Here is an 18,753-nt window from a genome sequence, read left to right on the forward strand (position 1 = left end):
GAGCCTGGGCGAGGTGCCGAGTGGTGGGGCAAGAGCCCTTTGGTTACTTTGGGGCTTTTCCAAAGTGACCCGCCGTCAGGGCGGAACCCTAAGTAGCCGTTTCCGCAGAAACGGATATGTACTCGATCTGATCCAACATCCCGGTAGGCCCAGAGGCCGCCATCGGGGGCAAGCCCCCTCCCACACAAGCCCCCTCCCACAGGTTTTACCGCATCAACTTCAAGCCTTGCTGATGATATTCCCCGCATGCAGCCCGCATTCCTTCTGCGTAGCTTCTTCCCACCACCAGCGGCCTTCACGCTCGTGCTGATTGGGCAATACCGGGCGGGTGCAGGGCTCGCAACCAATGCTTATAAAGCCGCGTTCATGCAGGCTGTTATAGGGCAGCTCAAGCATGCGGATGTAACCCCAGATTTCCTCACTGGTCATCTGCGCCAGCGGGTTGAACTTGTACAGGGTACGTTCCGGGGTAGAGAACGCCGTATCGATTTCCAGCGCGGCCACCTGACTGCGGGTGCCCGGGCTCTGATCGCGGCGCTGGCCGGTGGCCCAGGCAGGCACGCCTGCCAGTTTACGGCGCAGCGGTTCGATCTTGCGGATGCCGCAGCACTCGCCATGACCGTCCCTATAGAAGCTGAACAGGCCTTTCTCCTTGACGAAGGGTTCCAGCTTGCTCTGGTCCGGCGAGATCAGTTCGATGTCGATCTTGTAAAAGTCACGCACCTGTTCGATAAACCGATAGGTTTCCGGGTGCAGCCGGCCGGTGTCGAGGCTGAACACCTTGACGTTCTTGTTCAGTTTCCAGGCCATGTCCACCAGCACCACATCTTCGGCGCCGCTGAAGGAAATCCACAGGTCGTCACCGAACTGGCTGAACGCCAGCTTGAGAATGTCCTGGGCGGACTTGTTGGCATAGGTCGTGGCGAGTTCAACGACGTCGAAGGCTTGGTTCATCAGGACGGTTCCTACAGGTCAGTGGCGCTGAGCGCTCTATAGGCGGCGATGGTATCAAAATCCGCCCTGCGTTGCGGCGGCGTGCTTGAATCGCTAGAGTTCGGCAGTCCTTTTGCTCGCTCAACTTGAATAATACGAACGGAGTGTCTTGTGGAAATTGCCTGTCTCGACCTGGAAGGGGTGCTGGTTCCGGAAATCTGGATCGCCTTCGCCGAAAAAACCGGTATTGAATCCCTGCGCGCCACCACTCGCGACATTCCCGACTACGACGTGTTGATGCAGCAGCGCCTGCGTATCCTCGACGAGCACGGGCTCAAGCTTGCCGATATCCAGCAAGTGATCGCGACACTCAAGCCACTGGACGGCGCCATCGAGTTCGTCAACTGGCTGCGCGAGCGCTTCCAGGTGGTGATCCTCTCCGACACCTTCTACGAGTTCTCCCAGCCGCTGATGCGCCAGTTGGGCTTTCCGACCTTGCTTTGCCACCGCCTGATTACCGATGAAAGCGACCGGGTGGTCGGTTACCAACTGCGCCAGAAAGACCCCAAGCGCCAGTCGGTGCTGGCGTTCAAGACGCTGTATTACCGCGTGATTGCTGCCGGCGATTCCTACAACGACACCACAATGCTGGGTGAGGCTGATCGCGGAATTCTGTTCCATGCGCCAGACAATGTGATTCGTGAATTCCCGCAGTTTCCGGCCGTGCACACGTTTGAGGATTTGAAGCGGGAGTTTATCAAGGCGTCGAATCGGCCGTTGAGCCTGTAAGTTATCCGGCGCGGCTGATGGCCTCATCGGGAACAAGCCCCCTCCCACATGGGCCTCCCAGCCTGCGCCTAAATGCCTGCCAGCAATCGTTCGTAAGGAATACACAATCCTTCATGCAGGCGTTTGATCATCGCCAGGCTCAGCTTGCGCTTGCCGTTCAGAACTTCTGAAACTCGCCCGCTGGGGCCGATAAAGGGTTCAAGGTCGCGGGCGGTCAAGCCCATTTGTTCCATGCGGAATTTGATCGCTTCTACAGGGTCCGAAGGCGGCATTGGAAAATGTTCCGCCTCGTATTTCTCGATGAGAACAGCGAGAATTTCGAGCTCGTCACCTTCGGGGCTGCCGATGGCCGCTCCCCAAATCTGCTCGACGCGCGCGAGCGCAGCGGCCAGGTCTTCATGAGAGTGAATAGGTTTGATGTTCATCATACGGTCTCCGCGTTGATTGAGTCGTACTGCGCGTGGGTGCCGACGAAGCGGATAAACCCAAGTTGTCGCTCATAATCGATCGACATGATCACCCGATACTTGTTGCCACCCACGTTGAACACAACCCTGGCGCCTTTGAGAATGCTCGCAGTCCTGAGCTCTGCCTTGAGGGCCTGTGGTGTCGGATAAGTGGCTTTTTCCATATGGCGATATAGCTCGACCAAGGGCGTTTTCGCGTCGGCAAAAGCCGGGCGACTCTCCCAGAATATTCGTAGGGTGGAGAGGGCGATTATGCGCATCGTTCTGACCTCCCGTTTTGGGAGATGGTAGAGTGGAGCGGGAGAGGATGCAATTCCTGAAACAAATCCTGACGATTGAACAGTCGCATATGTGATCCTTCACAGACGGCCGGTGGGCGGTGGAAGACGGAAGCTATCGCGCAGCTCACCGTCGGTCCACAACCGTTCTGATTCGGGGTTTTTCGTGGCGAAGTCGCTGCCTTGCGCGGCAGGAATGGCCTGGTTCTAGAGCGCTTCCAGTGTCTGTAACAACACCCGTACCTTGGTCAGCGACTCCTGATATTCCGCCTCCCACTGCGAGTCCGCCACGATCCCGCCGCCGCCCCAGCAGCACACCTGCCCGTCCTTGACCAGCAGGCTGCGGATGGCAATGGAGCTGTCCATTTCGCCGCGCACGTCCAGGTACATCAGTGAACCGCAGTACAAGCCACGTCGGGTCGGCTCCAGTTCGTCGATGATCTGCATGGCGCGGATCTTCGGCGCGCCGGTGATGGAACCGCCGGGGAAGCTGCCTTCGATGAGGTCGAGGGCATCCTTGTCGTCGGCCAGCGTGCCGGTGACGCTGCTCACCAGGTGGTGCACGTTGGGGTAGCTTTCCAGGCTGAACAGTTCCGGTACGTTTACCGAGCCGATTCGGCAACTGCGGCCGAGGTCGTTGCGCAGCAGGTCGACGATCATCAGGTTTTCCGCGCGGTCCTTGGGGCTGGCCAACAGTTCGTCGGCGTGCGCGGCGTCTTCCTGGGGTGTCAGGCCACGGGGGCGGGTGCCCTTGATCGGGCGGGTTTCGACATGGCGCTCGCTGATCCGCACGAAACGCTCGGGCGACAGGCTCAATACCGCACCGTGATCCGGCAGGCTCTGAAATCCGGAGAACGGCGTCGGGCACGCTTGGCGCAATGCGCAGTAAGCCACCCAGGGATCACCGGCGCACGGTGCGCGAAAACGCTGGGCAAAGTTGACCTGATAGCAGTCACCGGCCTGGATGTAGTCCTGGATGCGCACGATGGCCTGGCGGTACGCCTCGGCCGTGAGGTCTGGCGCCATGGGGCCTTGCAGCGTGAAGCTGGCCGTTGGCGCAGTGAATGGCCGACTGAACAAGGCAATCAGGCGCTGCCGCTCACGGTCGGCCAGTGTGGGGTGAAACACCAGTTGGCTGGTCTGCGCCTGGTGATCACTGATCAGCGCCCAGGCATACAGGCCCAGGCGCGCGTCCGGCAGGTGCAAGTCGTCTACCGCCAAGTGCGGCATGTGTTCCAGGTGGCGGCCGAAGTCATAACTCAGGTAGCCGATCAAACCACCGGCAAAGGGCAGCTCTGCACCGGCGGGCAGCGCCGCTTCGCCCAAGTTCGTCAGGCTATCGCGCAGGCGTTGCAGGAAATTGTCGCCGCGCTCCTCAGGCTCAAACGCGAAGGTTTCCTCCGGCCAGGCGCTGAGCAGGTCATAACGGCCACGCTCGGCAGCCGGCCGGCCGCTGTCGAGCAGCACCGCGCCAGGGGCATGGCGAATCGCCGCAAAGTACTCGGCGGGATTGGCCCGATAGGGCAGCGGATGTACGGAACAGGTCGACATGCGGGGGTGGATCAGCCAGTGGCGCGGGGGAGGGGATTGTAGTCCCCTGTAGGATTTGCTCCTAGAGGGGATGTCGGGGATAGACAGTTTGAAGACCGGATCAGCCTTCCACCGGCGGAATATGACCGAACATTTCCTGTACGAACTTCACCCGCTCTTCCACGGTTTCGGTCACGCCGGCGGCTTTCAGTTCTTCCAGCCGCGCCTCCACCGCATGGGTGCGCAGGGTCAGGCCGCAGTCGTTGGCAATCTGGATATTCAGCCCCGGCCGCGCATTCAGCTCCAGGATCAGCGGGCCTTTTTCCTGGTCGAGCACCATGTCCACGCCGATATAGCCCAGGCCGCACAGCTCATAACAGCCGGCCGCCAATTTCATGAAGCCGTCCCAGTTGGGCAGTTGCACGCCATCCACTGCGTTGGTGGTATCGGGGTGCTTGGTGATGATGGTGTTCAGCCATGTGCCACGCAGGGTCAGGCCGGTGGCCAGGTCCACGCCCACGCCAATCGCGCCCTGGTGCAGGTTGGCTTTGCCACCGGACTGACGGGTCGGCAAGCGCAACATCGCCATCACCGGATACCCCATCAGCACAATGATGCGGATATCCGGCACGCCTTCGTAGCTGATGCTCTTGAAGATCTGGTCGGGCACCACGCGGTATTCGATCAAGGCGCGGTCGCGGTGGCCGCCCAGGGAGTACAGGCCGGTCAGGATGCTGGAAATCTGATGCTCGATTTCTTCATGGCTGATGATCTTGCCGGACACCGTGCGATAGCGCCCTTCAAAACGGTCCGCCACCACCAGGATGCCATCGCCGCCGGCACCCTGGGCGGGCTTGATCACGAAGTCGCTGCGCCCGCCGATAATGTCGTCGAGCTTGTCGATTTCCTTCTCGGTGGAGATCACCCCGTACATTTGCGGCACATGGATGCCGGCCGCCATGGCCCGCTCCTTGGTGATGATCTTGTCATCCACGATCGGGTACAGGCTGCGCTTGTTGTACTTGAGCACGTAGTCGGCGTTACGCCGGTTGATGCCCATGATCCCGCGCGCCTCCAGGGCTTTCCAGGTCTTCCAGAAGCCGAACATTACGAGTCAGCCTTCAAGAACGCCTTGAAACGTACCAGTTCGGTCAGGCGATAACCGCGATAACGCCCCATGGCCAGCATGAAACCTACCAGGATCAGCAGGATCGCCGGGAAGGTGAACACGAAGTAGACCAGCTCCGGCACGCTCATGATGATGTGCGCCAGGGAGGCCGCGAACAGCGTGCCGATCGCGACTTTCAGCGCATGGTTGGCGCCACGCTCTTCCCAGGTGATCGACAGGCGTTCGATGGTCATGGTCAGGATCACCATCGGGAACAGCGCCACCGACAGGCCTCGCTCCAGGCCCAGCTTGTGGCTGAACAGGCTGATGGCGGCAATCAGCACCACCACGAAGGTCAGCACTACCGACAGGCGCGGCAGCATCTGCAGCTTGAGGTGTTCCAGGTAGGACCTGAGCGACAGCCCCAGCGCGGTAATAATGGTGAACAGCACAATGCCGAAGCCCAGTTGCGTCTCGCGAAACGCCAGGGCAATCAGCACCGGGGTGAAGGTGCCGAGGGTCTGCAGGCCGATCAGGTTGCGCAGGATCAGGATCACCAGCACGCCAATCGGGATCATCACCATGATCATGAACGTCTGCTGGGTTTGCAGCGGCAGGCCGTACAGCGAGTATTCGAGAAAGTTGGCGTCGGTGTTTTCGTCGGTCAGCTTGGCCAGGCGAATGGCATTCATCTCGCTGTTGTTCAGGCTGAAGGTGACCATGGCTTTCTTGCCGCCATCGACCGTGATCAGGTTTTCATCGCCGGTCCACCACAGCAGGCGGTCGGCGGGCAGGCCTTGTTCACCGGTTTCCGGGTTGAAGTACAGCCAGTCGTTGCCGTTGAAGCTGCGCAGCCACAGTTCAGGCGATTGCGGCTGGTCGGCGACGAGGCGGATGGTGTGGACTTTTTCCACCGGGACGTGGGCGATGGACAACAGCAATTCGACGATCTTGGCCTTGTGCGGCGTCGACGGGTCGCCCGCCAGCAGCAGTTTCACATTGTCGTCGTTGAGGTTGTTGGTGCGCTTGATGGCTTCGGTGATGAAGGTTTCGACGTCTGCCGAGTGCTGGCGAATCGGCGCGAGCAAGGCTTCGGCGGCGATTTTTTCCGGGCCTTCCACGGCGATGCTGTCGCGAAAGGTCGGGCCCTTGATCTTGACCTTTTCACCGCTGTAGCGCTTGGTCAGCACCAGGCGGTAATACAGCGTCTGGTTACCCTTGGCGCGGCGCGCCGACCAGGTGACCTTGCGGTTGCCGTCGGCGCGGTTGACGCTCACCCCGTAGTTGTTCGAGATGAAACTCTCATTGAGGCTGACGAAGTCGCGGCTCAACGGCGGCACGAACATCGAAATCTTCACCGGGTCCTTGGGGTTGGCGACGAACTCGACCTTGGCGTCGATGTTCCACAAGTCGTCGGTGGCGTCCTCGGTGACAGGGATGCCCAGCACGAAGATCTGGTAGGCGGTGACCGAAATACCCAGCACCACCAGAATGGTGATCAGGATTTTCAGGTGCAGGGTCAGAGAGCGCATTCGGTTTACTCGGCGGTATGAGCGTCGGCGGCGCAGGCAGGTTTGCCTGCTGCATATTTAAGGCTGGGGTCGATCAGCGCATCAAAGCGCTTGAGCGCTTCGGAGCCGATCAGCAGCGGATATTGGAAGGTGCTGCGGTCGGTCAAGTTCACTTCGATACTGCGTAAAGCGCTGCCCATGCAGATATCCAGGGCAATCACCGGACGAGCGGTGTACTGCTTGTCCTCATCGGGGTCGTAGTCACCGGCGCGGCGCTTGATTTTGCTGACGCGGGCCAGGGGGCGTTCGATGGGGTGGGAGTGGGCGGTATCGATGGCCAGGTAGAAGCGTACCCAGGATTCGCCGTTGCGCTTGAAGCGTTTGATATCGCGCGCACTCAGCGAAGCGGTCTTGGCGCCGGTGTCGAGTTTGGCCGCGACTTCCAGGTCGATGCCCGCCAGCTTGGCGTATTCGTTCAGGCCATACACCGTCTTCTCGGCGGCAACGCCAAGGCTTGGTATGGACAATAGGCATAACAACAATAGGGGGAAGGGCTTGAGTCTCATAATTCCTGAGGCGATGCAGTGCGAAATTCAAGGCGACTGGCATTACTGCGCAAGCTCCCTCGTGCGCCATTTCATCTTGAGATGTCAGGCAAAAGCGGCGGGCATTCTAACATGATGCTTTTTTGGCGCCAGCGCTGGCAGGCGGCCATGCTCATCAACGGCCAATAAGGTTATTAGACGATTGTCGACAATGTTGATTTATTCTTTGACTAAGTAGTGAGCATTAGCTAGTTTTTGCCGCATTGCATTTAAAGGTGTCGACAATATGCTGGGTCAATCGGGATTTCCGTCGGCGCTGTCGGATGAATCCCAAACTATGTCGGAAAACGTCTTCCGGCGCATCCAGGCCGCCATCGTCAAGGGCGAGATCGCCCCCGGCACGAAGATTTCCGAACCGGAGCTGGCGCGTACCTACGGCATCAGCCGTGGCCCGTTGCGCGAGGCGATTCACCGTCTGGAAGGCCAGCGCCTGCTGGTGCGGGTGCCCCATGTCGGCGCGCGGGTGGTGTCATTGAGTCACGCCGAGCTGATCGAGCTGTATGAAATCCGCGAGTCATTGGAAGGCATGGCTTGCCGGCTGGCGGCCGAGCGCATGACCGACGCGGAAATCGAAGAACTGCGCCAGGTATTGCACACCCATGAACGGGATGCCGCGTTCCAGGCCGGTGTCGGCTACTACCAGCAGGAAGGTGACTTCGATTTTCATTACCGGATCATTCAAGGTGCCGGTAACCGCACCCTGACCCAGATGCTCTGCGGTGAGCTGTACCAATTGGTGCGCATGTACCGCATCCAGTTTTCCGCCACCCCCAATCGTCCACGCCAGGCCTTTGCCGAGCATCACCGCATTCTTGACGCGATTGCCGATCGCGACGGTGAACTGGCCGAACTGTTGATGCGCCGGCATATCGGTGCTTCCAAACGCAACATCGCCCGTCACTTTCCGGACGGCGCTCCCCAATAAATAGAGGTGAGTCATGAGTTCCACGAACAAGAGCACCCCAGGCCAGCGTTTCCGAGACGCGGTCGCCAGTGAACAGCCGCTGCAGGTGGTTGGCGCAATCAATGCCAACCACGCCTTGCTGGCCAAGCGCGCCGGCTTCAAGGCGATCTACCTGTCAGGCGGGGGCGTGGCCGCCGGCTCCCTGGGCGTTCCGGACCTGGGCATTACCGGCCTGGATGACGTGCTGACCGATGTACGCCGTATCACCGATGTGTGCGACCTGCCGCTGCTGGTGGACGTGGACACCGGTTTCGGTTCCTCGGCGTTCAACGTGGCGCGCACCGTCAAGTCGATGATCAAGTTCGGCGCCGCCGCCATCCATATCGAAGACCAGGTCGGCGCCAAGCGCTGCGGCCATCGCCCTAACAAGGAAATCGTGTCCCAGCAGGAAATGGTCGACCGCATCAAGGCCGCCGTGGACGCGCGCACCGATGACAGCTTCGTGATCATGGCCCGCACCGACGCCCTGGCCGTGGAAGGTCTGGAGTCCGCCCTGGAGCGCGCCGCCGCCTGCATCGAGGCCGGCGCCGACATGGTGTTCCCGGAAGCCATCACCGAACTTGAGATGTACAAGCTGTTCGCCTCGCGGGTGAAAGCCCCGATCCTGGCCAACATCACCGAATTCGGCGCGACCCCGCTGTTCACCACCGAACAGTTGAAATCTGCCGATGTTTCCATCGTGCTGTACCCGCTCTCGGCCTTCCGCGCCATGAACAAGGCGGCCGAGAATGTGTACACCGCCATCCGCCGCGACGGTACGCAGCAGAATGTGATCGACACCATGCAAACCCGCATGGAGCTCTACGATCGTATCGACTACCACACCTTCGAGCAGAAGCTCGACGCGCTGTTTGCCGCGAAGAAGTAACGGCTCTCTGAACAACTATAAAATGGGAGAAGAACCATGGCTGAAGCAAAAGTATTGAGTGGCGCCGGCCTGCGTGGCCAGGTGGCCGGGCAGACCGCACTGTCGACCGTGGGCCAGGCCGGTGCCGGCTTGACCTATCGCGGCTATGACGTGCGTGAACTGGCCGCCGATGCGCAATTTGAAGAAGTCGCCTATCTGCTGCTGTACGGCGAACTGCCGACCCAGGCCGAACTGGCGGCCTACAGCGCCAGGCTGGGCAAGCTGCGCGACTTGCCGCAAGCGTTGAAGGAAGTGCTCGAGCGCATCCCCGCCGACGCCCACCCGATGGACGTGATGCGCACCGGTTGTTCGTTCCTGGGCAATATCGAGCCGGAAAAAGACTTCAGCGTGCAGCATGACGTCACCAACCGCCTGCTCGCCGCGTTCCCGGCGATCATGTGCTACTGGTACCGCTTCAGCCACGACGGCAAACGCATCGACTGCGTCACCGACGAGCCGAGCATTGGCGGGCACTTCCTGCACCTGCTGCATGGCAAGAAGCCGAGCGAGCTGCATGTCAAAGTGATGAACGTGTCGCTGATCCTCTACGCCGAACACGAATTCAACGCCTCGACCTTCACCGCCCGGGTCTGTGCGTCGACCCTGTCCGACCTGTATTCCTGCGTGACCGCGGCCATCGGTTCCCTGCGCGGCCCGCTGCACGGCGGTGCCAACGAAGCGGCGATGGAGATGATCGAGCGTTTCGGTTCGGCCGAAGAAGCCGTCGAAGGCACCCTCGGCATGCTGGCGCGCAAGGACAAGATCATGGGTTTTGGCCACGCGATCTACAAGGACAGCGACCCGCGTAACGAAGTGATCAAGGGCTGGTCGAAAAAACTCGCTGACGAGGTGGGCGACACGGTGTTGTTCCCGGTGTCCGAAGCCATCGACAAGACCATGTGGGACCAGAAGAAACTGTTCCCCAATGCCGATTTCTACCATGCCTCGGCGTACCACTTCATGGGCATTCCCACCAAGCTGTTCACGCCGATTTTCGTCTGCTCGCGGCTCACCGGCTGGGCGGCGCACGTGTTCGAGCAGCGCGCCAATAACCGCATCATCCGTCCAAGCGCCGAGTACATCGGCGTTGAGCAGCGCAAGTTCGTGCCAATCGAACGTCGCTGAATGAGAGGGCCCGCGGACCCGGGACTGGAATGCGATCAACGTGCGGGAGGGGGCTTGCCCCCGATAGCAGGGTGTCATGCAGCACATGTGTCGACTGATACACCGCCATCGGGGGCAAGCCCCCTCCCACATTTTGGATTGCATTTCAATTTTCCGACCGGCGTAGGTCTTCCTTTTGCAATCACCGTGACCGAGTCCTGACGATGAACACTGAATTTCGCAAACCGCTCCCCGGCAGCCGCCTGGATTTCTTCGATGCCCGTGCGGCTGTCGAGGCAATCAGCCCCGGCGCCTACGCTACCTTGCCGTATACCTCACGCGTACTCGCGGAAAACCTGGTGCGCCGCTGCGACCCGGCCACCCTCAACGCGTCCCTGAGCCAACTGATCGAACGTCGGCGTGATCTCGACTTCCCCTGGTTCCCGGCCCGCGTGGTCTGCCATGACATCCTTGGCCAGACCGCGCTGGTGGACCTGGCCGGCCTGCGCGACGCCATTGCCCTGCAAGGCGGCGATCCGGCGCAGGTCAACCCGGTGGTGCCCACCCAGTTGATCGTCGACCACTCCCTGGCCGTCGAAGCCGGTGGTGCCGACCCCCAGGCGTTCGAAAAAAACCGCGCCATCGAAGACCGCCGCAACGAAGATCGCTTCCACTTTATCGAGTGGACCAAGAAGGCCTTCAAGAACGTCGACGTGATCCCGCCGGGCAACGGCATCATGCACCAGATCAACCTGGAGAAAATGTCCCCGGTGATTCAGGTGCGTGACGGTGTGGCGTTTCCCGACACGTGCGTGGGCACCGACAGCCACACCCCGCATGTGGATGCCCTGGGCGTGATCGCCATCGGTGTCGGCGGCCTTGAGGCCGAAAGCGTGATGCTTGGGCGTGCGTCGTGGATGCGCCTGCCCGAAAGCGTCGGCGTGGAGTTGACCGGCAAGCTGCAGCCGGGTATCACCGCCACCGATATGGTGCTGGCGCTGACCGAGTTCCTGCGCCAACAGAAGGTGGTCGGCGCCTGGCTGGAGTTCTTCGGCGAAGGGGCATCGGCATTGACCCTGGGCGACCGCGCCACCATCTCCAACATGGCCCCCGAATACGGCGCCACTGCGGCCATGTTCTACATCGACCAGCAGACCATCGCCTACCTGAAACTCACTGGCCGGGAAGACGAACAAGTCGCCCTGGTCGAACAATATGCGCGCCACACCGGCCTGTGGGCCGATGATCTCAAGGGCGCGCACTACGAGCGTGGCCTGACATTCGATCTTTCCAGCGTTGTGCGCAACATGGCCGGCCCGAGCAATCCGCACGCCCGTGTCGCCACCCGCGACCTGGCGTCAAAAGGCATCAGCGGGCAGTGGGACGAAGTGCCAGGGCAAATGCCCGACGGCGCCGTGATCATCGCCGCCATCACCAGTTGCACCAACACCAGCAACCCGCGCAACGTGATCGCCGCCGGCCTGCTGGCGCGCAACGCCAACAGGCTCGGGCTGACGCGCAAGCCGTGGGTCAAGTCGTCCCTGGCGCCGGGCTCGAAAACCGTGGCCATGTACCTGGAGGAAGCAGGCCTGGGGCATGAGCTGGAAAAACTCGGGTTTGGCGTGGTGGCCTTTGCCTGCACCACCTGCAACGGCATGTCCGGCGCGCTCGACCCGCTGATCCAGCAGGAAATCATCGACCGCGACCTGTACGCCACTGCCGTGCTGTCGGGCAACCGCAACTTCGACGGGCGCATTCACCCGTATGCCAAGCAGGCGTTCCTGGCCTCGCCGCCGCTGGTCGTGGCCTATGCGATTGCCGGCACCATTCGGTTCGATATCGAGAAAGACGTGCTCGGGCTCGACGCCGGCGGCAAGGAAATCCGCCTGCAGGACATCTGGCCAAGCGACGAAGAGATCGACGCGGTGGTGAAGGCGTCGGTCAAGCCGGAGCAGTTCCGTGCGGTGTACATCCCGATGTTCGCCATTCACGAAGACACCGGCCCCAAAGTCACCCCGCTGTACGACTGGCGCCCGCAAAGCACCTATATTCGCCGCCCGCCGTATTGGGAAGGTGCATTGGCCGGTGCGCGTCCGCTCAAGGGCATGCGCCCGCTGGCGGTGCTGCCGGACAACATCACCACCGATCACCTGTCGCCGTCGAACGCGATCATGCTCGATAGCGCCGCCGGCGAGTACCTGGCGAAAATGGGCCTGCCGGAAGTTGACTTCAACTCCTACGCGACGCACCGGGGCGATCACCTGACTGCGCAACGCGCCACCTTCGCCAACCCGAAACTGTTCAACGAAATGGTGCAGGAAAACGGCAAGGTCAAGCAGGGCTCCCTGGCGCGTATCGAGCCGGAAGGCAAGGTCACGCGGATGTGGGAAGCCATCGAAACCTACATGGAACGCAAGCAGCCGCTGATCATCATCGCCGGTGCCGACTACGGCCAGGGCTCGTCGCGCGACTGGGCGGCCAAGGGCGTACGCCTGGCCGGGGTGGAAGCGATCGCCGCCGAGGGTTTCGAGCGTATCCACCGCACCAACCTGGTGGGCATGGGCGTATTGCCCCTGGAGTTCCTGCCGGGTACCGACCGCCACACACTCAAGATCGACGGCAGCGAAACCTATGACGTGCTCGGCGAACGCACGCCGCGTGCGCAACTGACCCTGGTGATAAACCGCAAAAATGGCGAGCGTGTCGAGGTGCCGGTGACCTGCCGCCTGGACACCGCTGAAGAAGTGTCAATCTACGAGGCGGGCGGCGTGTTGCAACGTTTTGCCCAGGACTTCCTGGAATCGGCGGCCACCGCCTGAAGAGGATAACCATGGCACACGCAGCGCAAATCAAGATCCCCGCCACTTATATGCGTGGCGGCACCAGCAAGGGGGTTTTCTTCAGCCTCGAGGACCTGCCGCCATCGGCCCAGGTGCCGGGTGCGGCCCGTGACGCCTTGCTGTTGCGGGTGATCGGCAGCCCCGACCCCTATGACAAGCAGATCGACGGCATGGGCGGCGCCACGTCCAGCACCAGCAAAAGCGTGATCCTGTCCAGGAGCACCCGTGCCGGGCATGACGTGGACTACCTGTTTGGCCAGGTCTCCATCGACAAGCCGTTTGTCGACTGGAGTGGCAACTGCGGCAACCTGTCGGCGGCGGTCGGTTCGTTCGCCATCAGCGCCGGCCTGGTCGACCCGGCCCGCGTGCCCCACAACGGCGTGGCCGTGGTGCGCATATGGCAGGCCAATATCGGCAAGACCATCATTGCCCACGTGCCCATCACCGACGGTGCGGTGCAGGAAACCGGTGATTTCGAACTCGACGGCGTGACCTTTCCCGCCGCCGAAGTGCAGCTGGAATTCATCGACCCGGCGGCGGAAGAAGAGGGCGGTGGCGGCTCGATGTTCCCCACCGGCAACCTGGTTGACGAACTGGAAGTGCCGGGTGTCGGCACCTTCAAGGCCACCCTGATCAATGCCGGTATCCCGACGATTTTCATCAATGCCCCAGACCTGGGCTACACCGGCACCGAGCTGCAAGGCGCAATCAACGGCGACCCGCAGGCCCTGGCGATGTTCGAGACCGTGCGTGCCTATGGCGCGTTGCGCATGGGCCTGATCAAACACCTGGACGAAGCGGCCCAGCGACAGCACACGCCGAAGGTTGCGTTCGTGGCCAAGCCAGCCGATTACGTGGCCTCCAGCGGCAAGGCGATCAAGGCCGGCGATGTGGACCTGCTGGTGCGGGCCCTATCCATGGGCAAGTTGCACCACGCCATGATGGGCACGGCGGCGGTGGCGATCGGTACGGCGGCGGCGATTTCCGGCACCCTGGTCAACCAGGCGGCAGGTGGCGTGGAGCGCAGCGCCGTGCGCTTCGGCCATCCGTCGGGCACCTTGCGCGTCGGTGCCGAGGCGACGCAAGTCAACGGTGAGTGGGTGGTGAAGAAAGCCATCATGAGCCGCAGTGCGCGGGTGTTGATGGAAGGTTTCGTGCGCGTCCCCGGCGACTCATTCTAAAACCCGGCACCAATCCCAAGGGAGGGGGCTTGCCCTAATTGCTACTGTAGGAGCGAGCTTGCTCGCGAAAAACTTCAACGAATACGCGTGCTTTTTGAATGAACGCGGCGCCTGTAAGTTTTTCGCGAGCAAGCTCGCTCCTACAGATGGGCCCTCTCCACAGTGGGTTTCTATTCCAAGGCAGGCAACCAGACCTGCCCTGATGATCAACCGTGACCCTGAGGAATAAACCACCCTTTTTGGAGAACTGCCATGAGCGCCAACGTCGACCAGAACAACCGCCCCGACTACGACCAGGTCCTGCAGGACATTGCCGACTATGTCCTCACCTACCGAGTCGAGTCCCAAGCCGCCCTGGACACTGCACGCAACTGCCTGATGGACACCCTCGGCTGCGGCCTGCTGGCGTTGCGCTTCCCCGAGTGCACCAAGCACCTGGGGCCGCTCGTCGAAGGCACCGTGGTGCCGTTCGGCGCACGGGTGCCGGGCACTTCGTTGCGACTGGACCCGGTCAAGGCCGCCTGGGACATCGGCTGCATCGTGCGCTGGCTCGATTACAACGACACCTGGCTCGCGGCGGAGTGGGGCCACCCTTCGGACAATCTGGGCGGCATCCTCGCGGTGGCTGATCATCTGTCGCAGCAACGCGTGGCCAACGGCGACGCGCCGCTGAGCGTACGCACGGTGCTGGAAGCGATGATCATGGCCCACGAAATCCAGGGCGTGATTGCCCTGGAAAACGCCTTCAACCGCGTCGGCCTCGACCATGTGCTGCTGGTCAAAGTCGCCTCGACGGCAGTCACCGCCAAGCTGATGGGCGCCAACCGCGAGCAACTGCTCGCCGCCTTGTCCCATGCGTTTGTCGACGGGCAGGCGTTGCGTACGTACCGCCATGCGCCCAATGCCGGGTCGCGCAAGTCCTGGGCGGCGGGCGATGCATCGAGTCGCGGGGTGCGCCTGGCGGATATCGCGATGCGTGGCGAGATGGGCATACCCGGTGTACTGAGCGCGCCGCAGTGGGGCTTCTACGACGTTTTGTTCAGCCACTCCAACAAGGACCTTGCCGTCAAGCCGGAAGAACAGCGCAGGTTCAGCCTGTCCCAGCCCTACGGCACCTACGTGATGGAAAACGTGCTGTTCAAGATCAGCTTTCCCGCTGAATTCCACGCGCAGACTGCCTGCGAAGCGGCGGTCATCCTGCATCCGCAGGTCAAGCAGCGCCTGCATGAAGTCGAACGTATCGTGATCACCACCCACGAGTCGGCCATTCGTATCATTTCCAAGGTTGGCCCATTGGCCAACGCCGCGGACCGTGACCATTGCCTGCAATACATGACCGCCGTGCCCCTGGCCTTCGGTGACCTGGTGGCCGAACAGTATGAAGACTCCTTCCATGCCGCCCATCCGATCATCGATGAGCTGCGCGGGAAAATGGTCATCGTTGAAGACCCGCGTTACAGCCGCGAATATCTGGAGGCCGACAAGCGCTCCATCGCCAACGCGGTGCAGGTGTTCTTCACCGACGGCACCTGCACCGAGCAGGTGGCGGTAGAGTATCCGATTGGCCATCGCCGTCGTCGGCTGGATGGAATTCCTCTGCTGGAAGCCAAGTTCAAAGCCAATCTGGCGACGCGCTTCCCCGCGCAGCGCAGCGCCGAGATTTTTGCCTTGTGCACGGACCAGGCACGGCTTGAGGCTACCCCAGTCAACCGTTTCATGGACCTGTTCATGATCTAGAAAACAACGCGGCCAATGTGGGAGGGGCTTGCCCCGATAGCTGAGTGTCAGTCAGTGCATCAGGTGACTGACCCACCGCTATCGGGGGCAAGCCCCCTCCCACATTTCAGCCTTCAAACCGCAAAATCACCCTGCGGTTGTGCTTGCTCTTCTTCTCGATCTTCTCGCAGAACACCCGGCCGATTTCCTCGGTATTGAGCACGTGGGTGCCGCCGCACGGCTGGATGTCGATACCCGCAATTTCAATCACCCGCACCGAGCCCTGGATGACCGGCGGCGCAACGGCCTGGGTGCGGGTGATCTGCAGCAGGGTGGCGTACTCGGTGGCGGCCATCGACAGGGTTTGCACCGGGTGCGCCTGCTCGATCAGTGCGTTGAGGTCGCGGGTGATGCTGTCTTTGTCCAGGGTCATTTCCGGCAGGTCGAAATCCAGGCGACCCTTGTCCGCGCTGATGCTGCAACCGGTGACGGGCGCGTCGATGATGGAACACAGCAAGTGCAGGCAAGTGTGCATCTTCATGTGCTGGTAGCGGCGCTCCCAATCCAGGCCGGCGTCTACCTGGGCGCCGGCAATCAGTTGCGCCGGGCAATGGTCCACCTGATGCCAGATGATCGAGCGCAGCACCGGATCGCGCACCGTGCCGGTGACCTGCACCCGGGTGCCGTCGGCCAGGGTGAAGTGGCCGGTGTCGCCCGGTTGCCCACCGCCGGTGGGGTAGAACAAGGTGTGCTCCAGCACGACGCCGTGCTCGCTGACGGCAATCACCCGGGCGCTGAAGGCGTTTTGATAGGGCGCGCTGTCGAACAGCGCCAGGGTTTCCATGGTGTGCACGGACATGTTCAACCTCCGACGATCAGTGGGCTGGCTTGCAACAGGTGACGCACCATCGCACTCAAGCCAGGGGGAGAGAGCAGGGTGATTTCGAACGCCGGGCCGCAGACTTTCAGGTTCAGCGGCAGGCGTGGCAGTTGTTCGCCGACGCCCTGGCGGTGCAGGCGAAATTGCAGGTGATGACGCTCCTTCACCGTGGGTTCGAGCATCAGCCCCGGCAGCGGATGAAAGTCGGCGTCCAGCACCGTGACCTTGTGCCCCGCATCGACCTCGCCGACCACGTGCAGGCGCTCATCCAGGGCGAACGCACCGAGGTAGTTGCTGTGCTCCGATTCATCGTTTTTCTGCAACTGGATCTGGTTGACCACCTTGACCTTGGTGCCCGCCGGCACGTCCTGGGTAATGACGCAGGCCGGGCTGATAAACACGTTGTCACCGATCTGCACGTAGCCCAGCACCCGCGCCCCGGCGCCAACTTCCACATGGTTGCCCAGGCGCGGATGGCGCTTGCCGTCCGGGTTGTTGGCAATACCGCGGGCGCCCAGAGTCACGCCGCAGAGGATGTAGCAGTCGTGACCGATCTCGCAGGTTTCACCGATGACCGTGCCGTAACCATGGTCCAGCACAAAGCGCCGGCCGATGCGCGCAGCCGGGTGAATCTCGGCCCCGGACAGGATCTTGCCCTGGTTGCTGAGCTTGAGCGCAATGCGGGTGAATACGCCGTGGGCGGGCTCCGGAAAATGCCACACCAGGTGCGCGAGCCGGTAAAACAACACCGCCTTGAACGAGGCGTAGGATTCCAGGATCAGCTCACCGCGTCCGCGCGAAGCCGGGTCGCGATAGGCGTAGGCGATCAGGTCCTCGGCCACCGCCTGGGCGGCGTTCTGGACCAGCGGCGCCAGGTGCGGTTCCAGCTGCTTCATCTGCCCGGGCGTCAGGGTCTGGATGAGGTGGGTGAGCAACTCATCGTGCAGCTGTTGCATGTCGATAAAGCCTCCCATGGAGGCACCCCCGCATTCTGGTTGGTTGGGTAACCGGCTATTCGAAACTGGGCAGGTAGCTGTCGGCATCGTCGTAGACCATGGTCAGCACCACCGTTTCGGGCGGCAGTTCCGGGGCGAGTTGGGCGATGGCGACCATGTTGGCGGCCGAGGACAGCCCCAGGCTGATGGCGTCGGTGCGCATGATGCGTTTGATCATCTCCAGGCACGCCCCATGCGACACCTTGAGCATGCCGTCCAGTACGTCGAGGTTGAGGATGCTCGGGATCAGGCCAATCGACAGGCCCTGGATGGCGTGCGGGGCGTGCCGGTCCTTGAGCAAGTCGCATTCCTCCGGCTCCACGCCCATGATGCGCAGTGCCGGCCAGGCGGCCTTGAGGGTTTCGCCGATACCGGTGATATGCCCGCCGGTGCCGATGCCGCTGACGAAGTAGTCCACACGCCGTTCGCCAAAGGCGCGGAGGATTTCCGGCGCGGTGGTGTCGCGGTGGGTTTGCGGGTTGGCACCGTTGCGCTGCTGGTTGAGCATCACGTAATTGGGGTTTTCCAACAGCAGTTCCATGCACTTTTCGCCGTGGGAGTTGTTACCCAGGCGGCTGTCCGAGAGCACCACCTTGGCGCCATACAAGCGCAGCAGCTTCTGTTTTTCGGGGCTGTAGTTGTCCGGGATCACCAGCACCACTTTGTAGCCGAGCACATTGCCCGCCATCACCAGGCCGATGCCGGTATTGCCGCCGCTGGGTTCGATGATGGTTTGTCCGCAGTCGCGCATCAGCACGCCCCGGCGCTCGGCGTCGAGGATCATGCCCAGGGCGATGCGCGCCTTGTGGCTGCCGCCCGGGTTGAGGGATTCCAGCTTGGCGTAGACCTCGATGCCGAGGTCTTCGGAAAACTGCGCCAGACGCACGATCGGGGTTTGGCCGATCACGTCGAGAATGGAGTTATGCAGCATCGGTCTGCCCCCGG

At 61.8% G+C, this 18,753-nt stretch carries 17 protein-coding genes; 7 read left to right on the top strand and 10 right to left on the bottom strand.

From position 1 onward, the window contains the following. Nucleotides 1-219: 219 nt before the first annotated feature. A complete protein-coding gene (locus tag BFP89_RS23300; RefSeq protein ID WP_065887825.1) occupies nt 220-954 on the bottom strand; it encodes a phosphoadenylyl-sulfate reductase in 735 nt (244 codons plus the stop codon). 150 nt (nt 955-1,104) lie between these two features. Between BFP89_RS23300 and thrH the strand changes: the two genes are divergently transcribed. Next, nucleotides 1,105-1,722 (top strand): bifunctional phosphoserine phosphatase/homoserine phosphotransferase ThrH, encoded by a 618-nt coding sequence (thrH, locus tag BFP89_RS23305; protein ID WP_065887826.1) that lies wholly within the window; start codon nt 1,105-1,107, stop codon nt 1,720-1,722. A 68-nt stretch (nt 1,723-1,790) separates the two neighbouring features. On the opposite strand, the gene BFP89_RS23310 is transcribed toward thrH, so the two are convergent. The 6 genes from BFP89_RS23310 to BFP89_RS23335 all read right to left on the bottom strand — a co-directional run bounded on the left by BFP89_RS23310 (nt 1,791) and on the right by BFP89_RS23335 (nt 7,182). Then, nucleotides 1,791-2,147: a helix-turn-helix domain-containing protein gene (locus BFP89_RS23310; protein ID WP_065887827.1), complete on the bottom strand. Its 357-nt coding sequence runs from the start codon at nt 2,145-2,147 to the stop codon at nt 1,791-1,793. Next, nucleotides 2,147-2,449, bottom strand: a complete 303-nt coding sequence (locus BFP89_RS23315) for a type II toxin-antitoxin system HigB family toxin (protein ID WP_065887828.1) — start codon at nt 2,447-2,449, stop codon at nt 2,147-2,149. The genes BFP89_RS23310 and BFP89_RS23315 overlap by 1 nt, the downstream gene beginning before the upstream one ends. Nucleotides 2,450-2,674: 225 nt before the next feature. After that, nucleotides 2,675-4,018, bottom strand: a complete 1,344-nt coding sequence (gene pabB / locus BFP89_RS23320) for an aminodeoxychorismate synthase component I (RefSeq protein ID WP_065887829.1) — start codon at nt 4,016-4,018, stop codon at nt 2,675-2,677. A 100-nt stretch (nt 4,019-4,118) separates the two neighbouring features. After that, nucleotides 4,119-5,105, bottom strand: a complete 987-nt coding sequence (locus tag BFP89_RS23325) for an alpha-L-glutamate ligase-like protein (protein ID WP_065887830.1) — start codon at nt 5,103-5,105, stop codon at nt 4,119-4,121. Next, the gene (locus BFP89_RS23330) at nt 5,105-6,637 is read right to left on the bottom strand and encodes an osmotic stress tolerance membrane protein RloB (RefSeq protein ID WP_065887831.1); all 1,533 of its coding nucleotides are present in this window, start codon (nt 6,635-6,637) and stop codon (nt 5,105-5,107) included. Before BFP89_RS23330 ends, BFP89_RS23325 begins: the two co-directional genes overlap by 1 nt. 5 nt (nt 6,638-6,642) lie before the next feature. Further along, entirely contained in the window at nt 6,643-7,182 is a 540-nt protein-coding gene (locus tag BFP89_RS23335; RefSeq protein WP_065887832.1) for a retropepsin-like aspartic peptidase RloA, read from the bottom strand. A 265-nt stretch (nt 7,183-7,447) separates the two neighbouring features. Between BFP89_RS23335 and BFP89_RS23340 the strand changes: the two genes are divergently transcribed. From BFP89_RS23340 to prpD, 6 genes are all read left to right on the top strand, one after another. Continuing rightward, nucleotides 7,448-8,146: a GntR family transcriptional regulator gene (locus BFP89_RS23340; RefSeq protein ID WP_065887833.1), complete on the top strand. Its 699-nt coding sequence runs from the start codon at nt 7,448-7,450 to the stop codon at nt 8,144-8,146. 13 nt (nt 8,147-8,159) lie between these two features. Next, nucleotides 8,160-9,053 carry a methylisocitrate lyase gene (prpB, locus tag BFP89_RS23345; protein WP_057721179.1) on the top strand — a complete coding sequence of 298 codons (894 nt, stop codon included), beginning with the start codon at nt 8,160-8,162 and terminating at the stop codon, nt 9,051-9,053. Nucleotides 9,054-9,089: 36 nt separating this feature from the next. Next, the gene (gene prpC, locus BFP89_RS23350) at nt 9,090-10,217 is read left to right on the top strand and encodes a bifunctional 2-methylcitrate synthase/citrate synthase (protein WP_065887834.1); all 1,128 of its coding nucleotides are present in this window, start codon (nt 9,090-9,092) and stop codon (nt 10,215-10,217) included. A 203-nt stretch (nt 10,218-10,420) separates the two neighbouring features. After that, complete coding sequence (acnD, locus tag BFP89_RS23355) at nt 10,421-13,015, top strand: Fe/S-dependent 2-methylisocitrate dehydratase AcnD (protein WP_065887835.1); 2,595 nt, start codon at nt 10,421-10,423, stop codon at nt 13,013-13,015. Nucleotides 13,016-13,026: 11 nt separating this feature from the next. Beyond that, complete coding sequence (gene prpF, locus BFP89_RS23360; RefSeq protein ID WP_065887836.1) at nt 13,027-14,217, top strand: 2-methylaconitate cis-trans isomerase PrpF; 1,191 nt, start codon at nt 13,027-13,029, stop codon at nt 14,215-14,217. Between the two features lie 252 nt (nt 14,218-14,469). Continuing rightward, complete coding sequence (gene prpD / locus BFP89_RS23365; RefSeq protein WP_065887837.1) at nt 14,470-15,954, top strand: 2-methylcitrate dehydratase; 1,485 nt, start codon at nt 14,470-14,472, stop codon at nt 15,952-15,954. A 106-nt stretch (nt 15,955-16,060) separates the two neighbouring features. Here the strand turns inward: prpD and BFP89_RS23370 are convergent, their stop codons facing one another. Genes BFP89_RS23370 through BFP89_RS23380 form a run of 3 tightly spaced genes read right to left on the bottom strand, consistent with a single transcriptional unit; the run spans nt 16,061 to nt 18,739 of the window. Next, a complete protein-coding gene (locus BFP89_RS23370) occupies nt 16,061-16,792 on the bottom strand; it encodes an alanyl-tRNA editing protein (RefSeq protein ID WP_065887838.1) in 732 nt (243 codons plus the stop codon). A gap of 2 nt (nt 16,793-16,794) precedes the next feature. Then, nucleotides 16,795-17,787: a serine O-acetyltransferase gene (locus BFP89_RS23375; RefSeq protein ID WP_065887839.1), complete on the bottom strand. Its 993-nt coding sequence runs from the start codon at nt 17,785-17,787 to the stop codon at nt 16,795-16,797. A 37-nt stretch (nt 17,788-17,824) separates the two neighbouring features. Continuing rightward, nucleotides 17,825-18,739 carry a PLP-dependent cysteine synthase family protein gene (locus tag BFP89_RS23380; protein ID WP_065887840.1) on the bottom strand — a complete coding sequence of 305 codons (915 nt, stop codon included), beginning with the start codon at nt 18,737-18,739 and terminating at the stop codon, nt 17,825-17,827. Between the last annotated feature and the right edge of the window lie 14 nt (nt 18,740-18,753).

The sequence above is a fragment of the Pseudomonas sp. 31 R 17 genome (genome assembly GCF_900004915.1).
Taxonomy (GTDB): domain Bacteria; phylum Pseudomonadota; class Gammaproteobacteria; order Pseudomonadales; family Pseudomonadaceae; genus Aquipseudomonas; species Aquipseudomonas orientalis_A.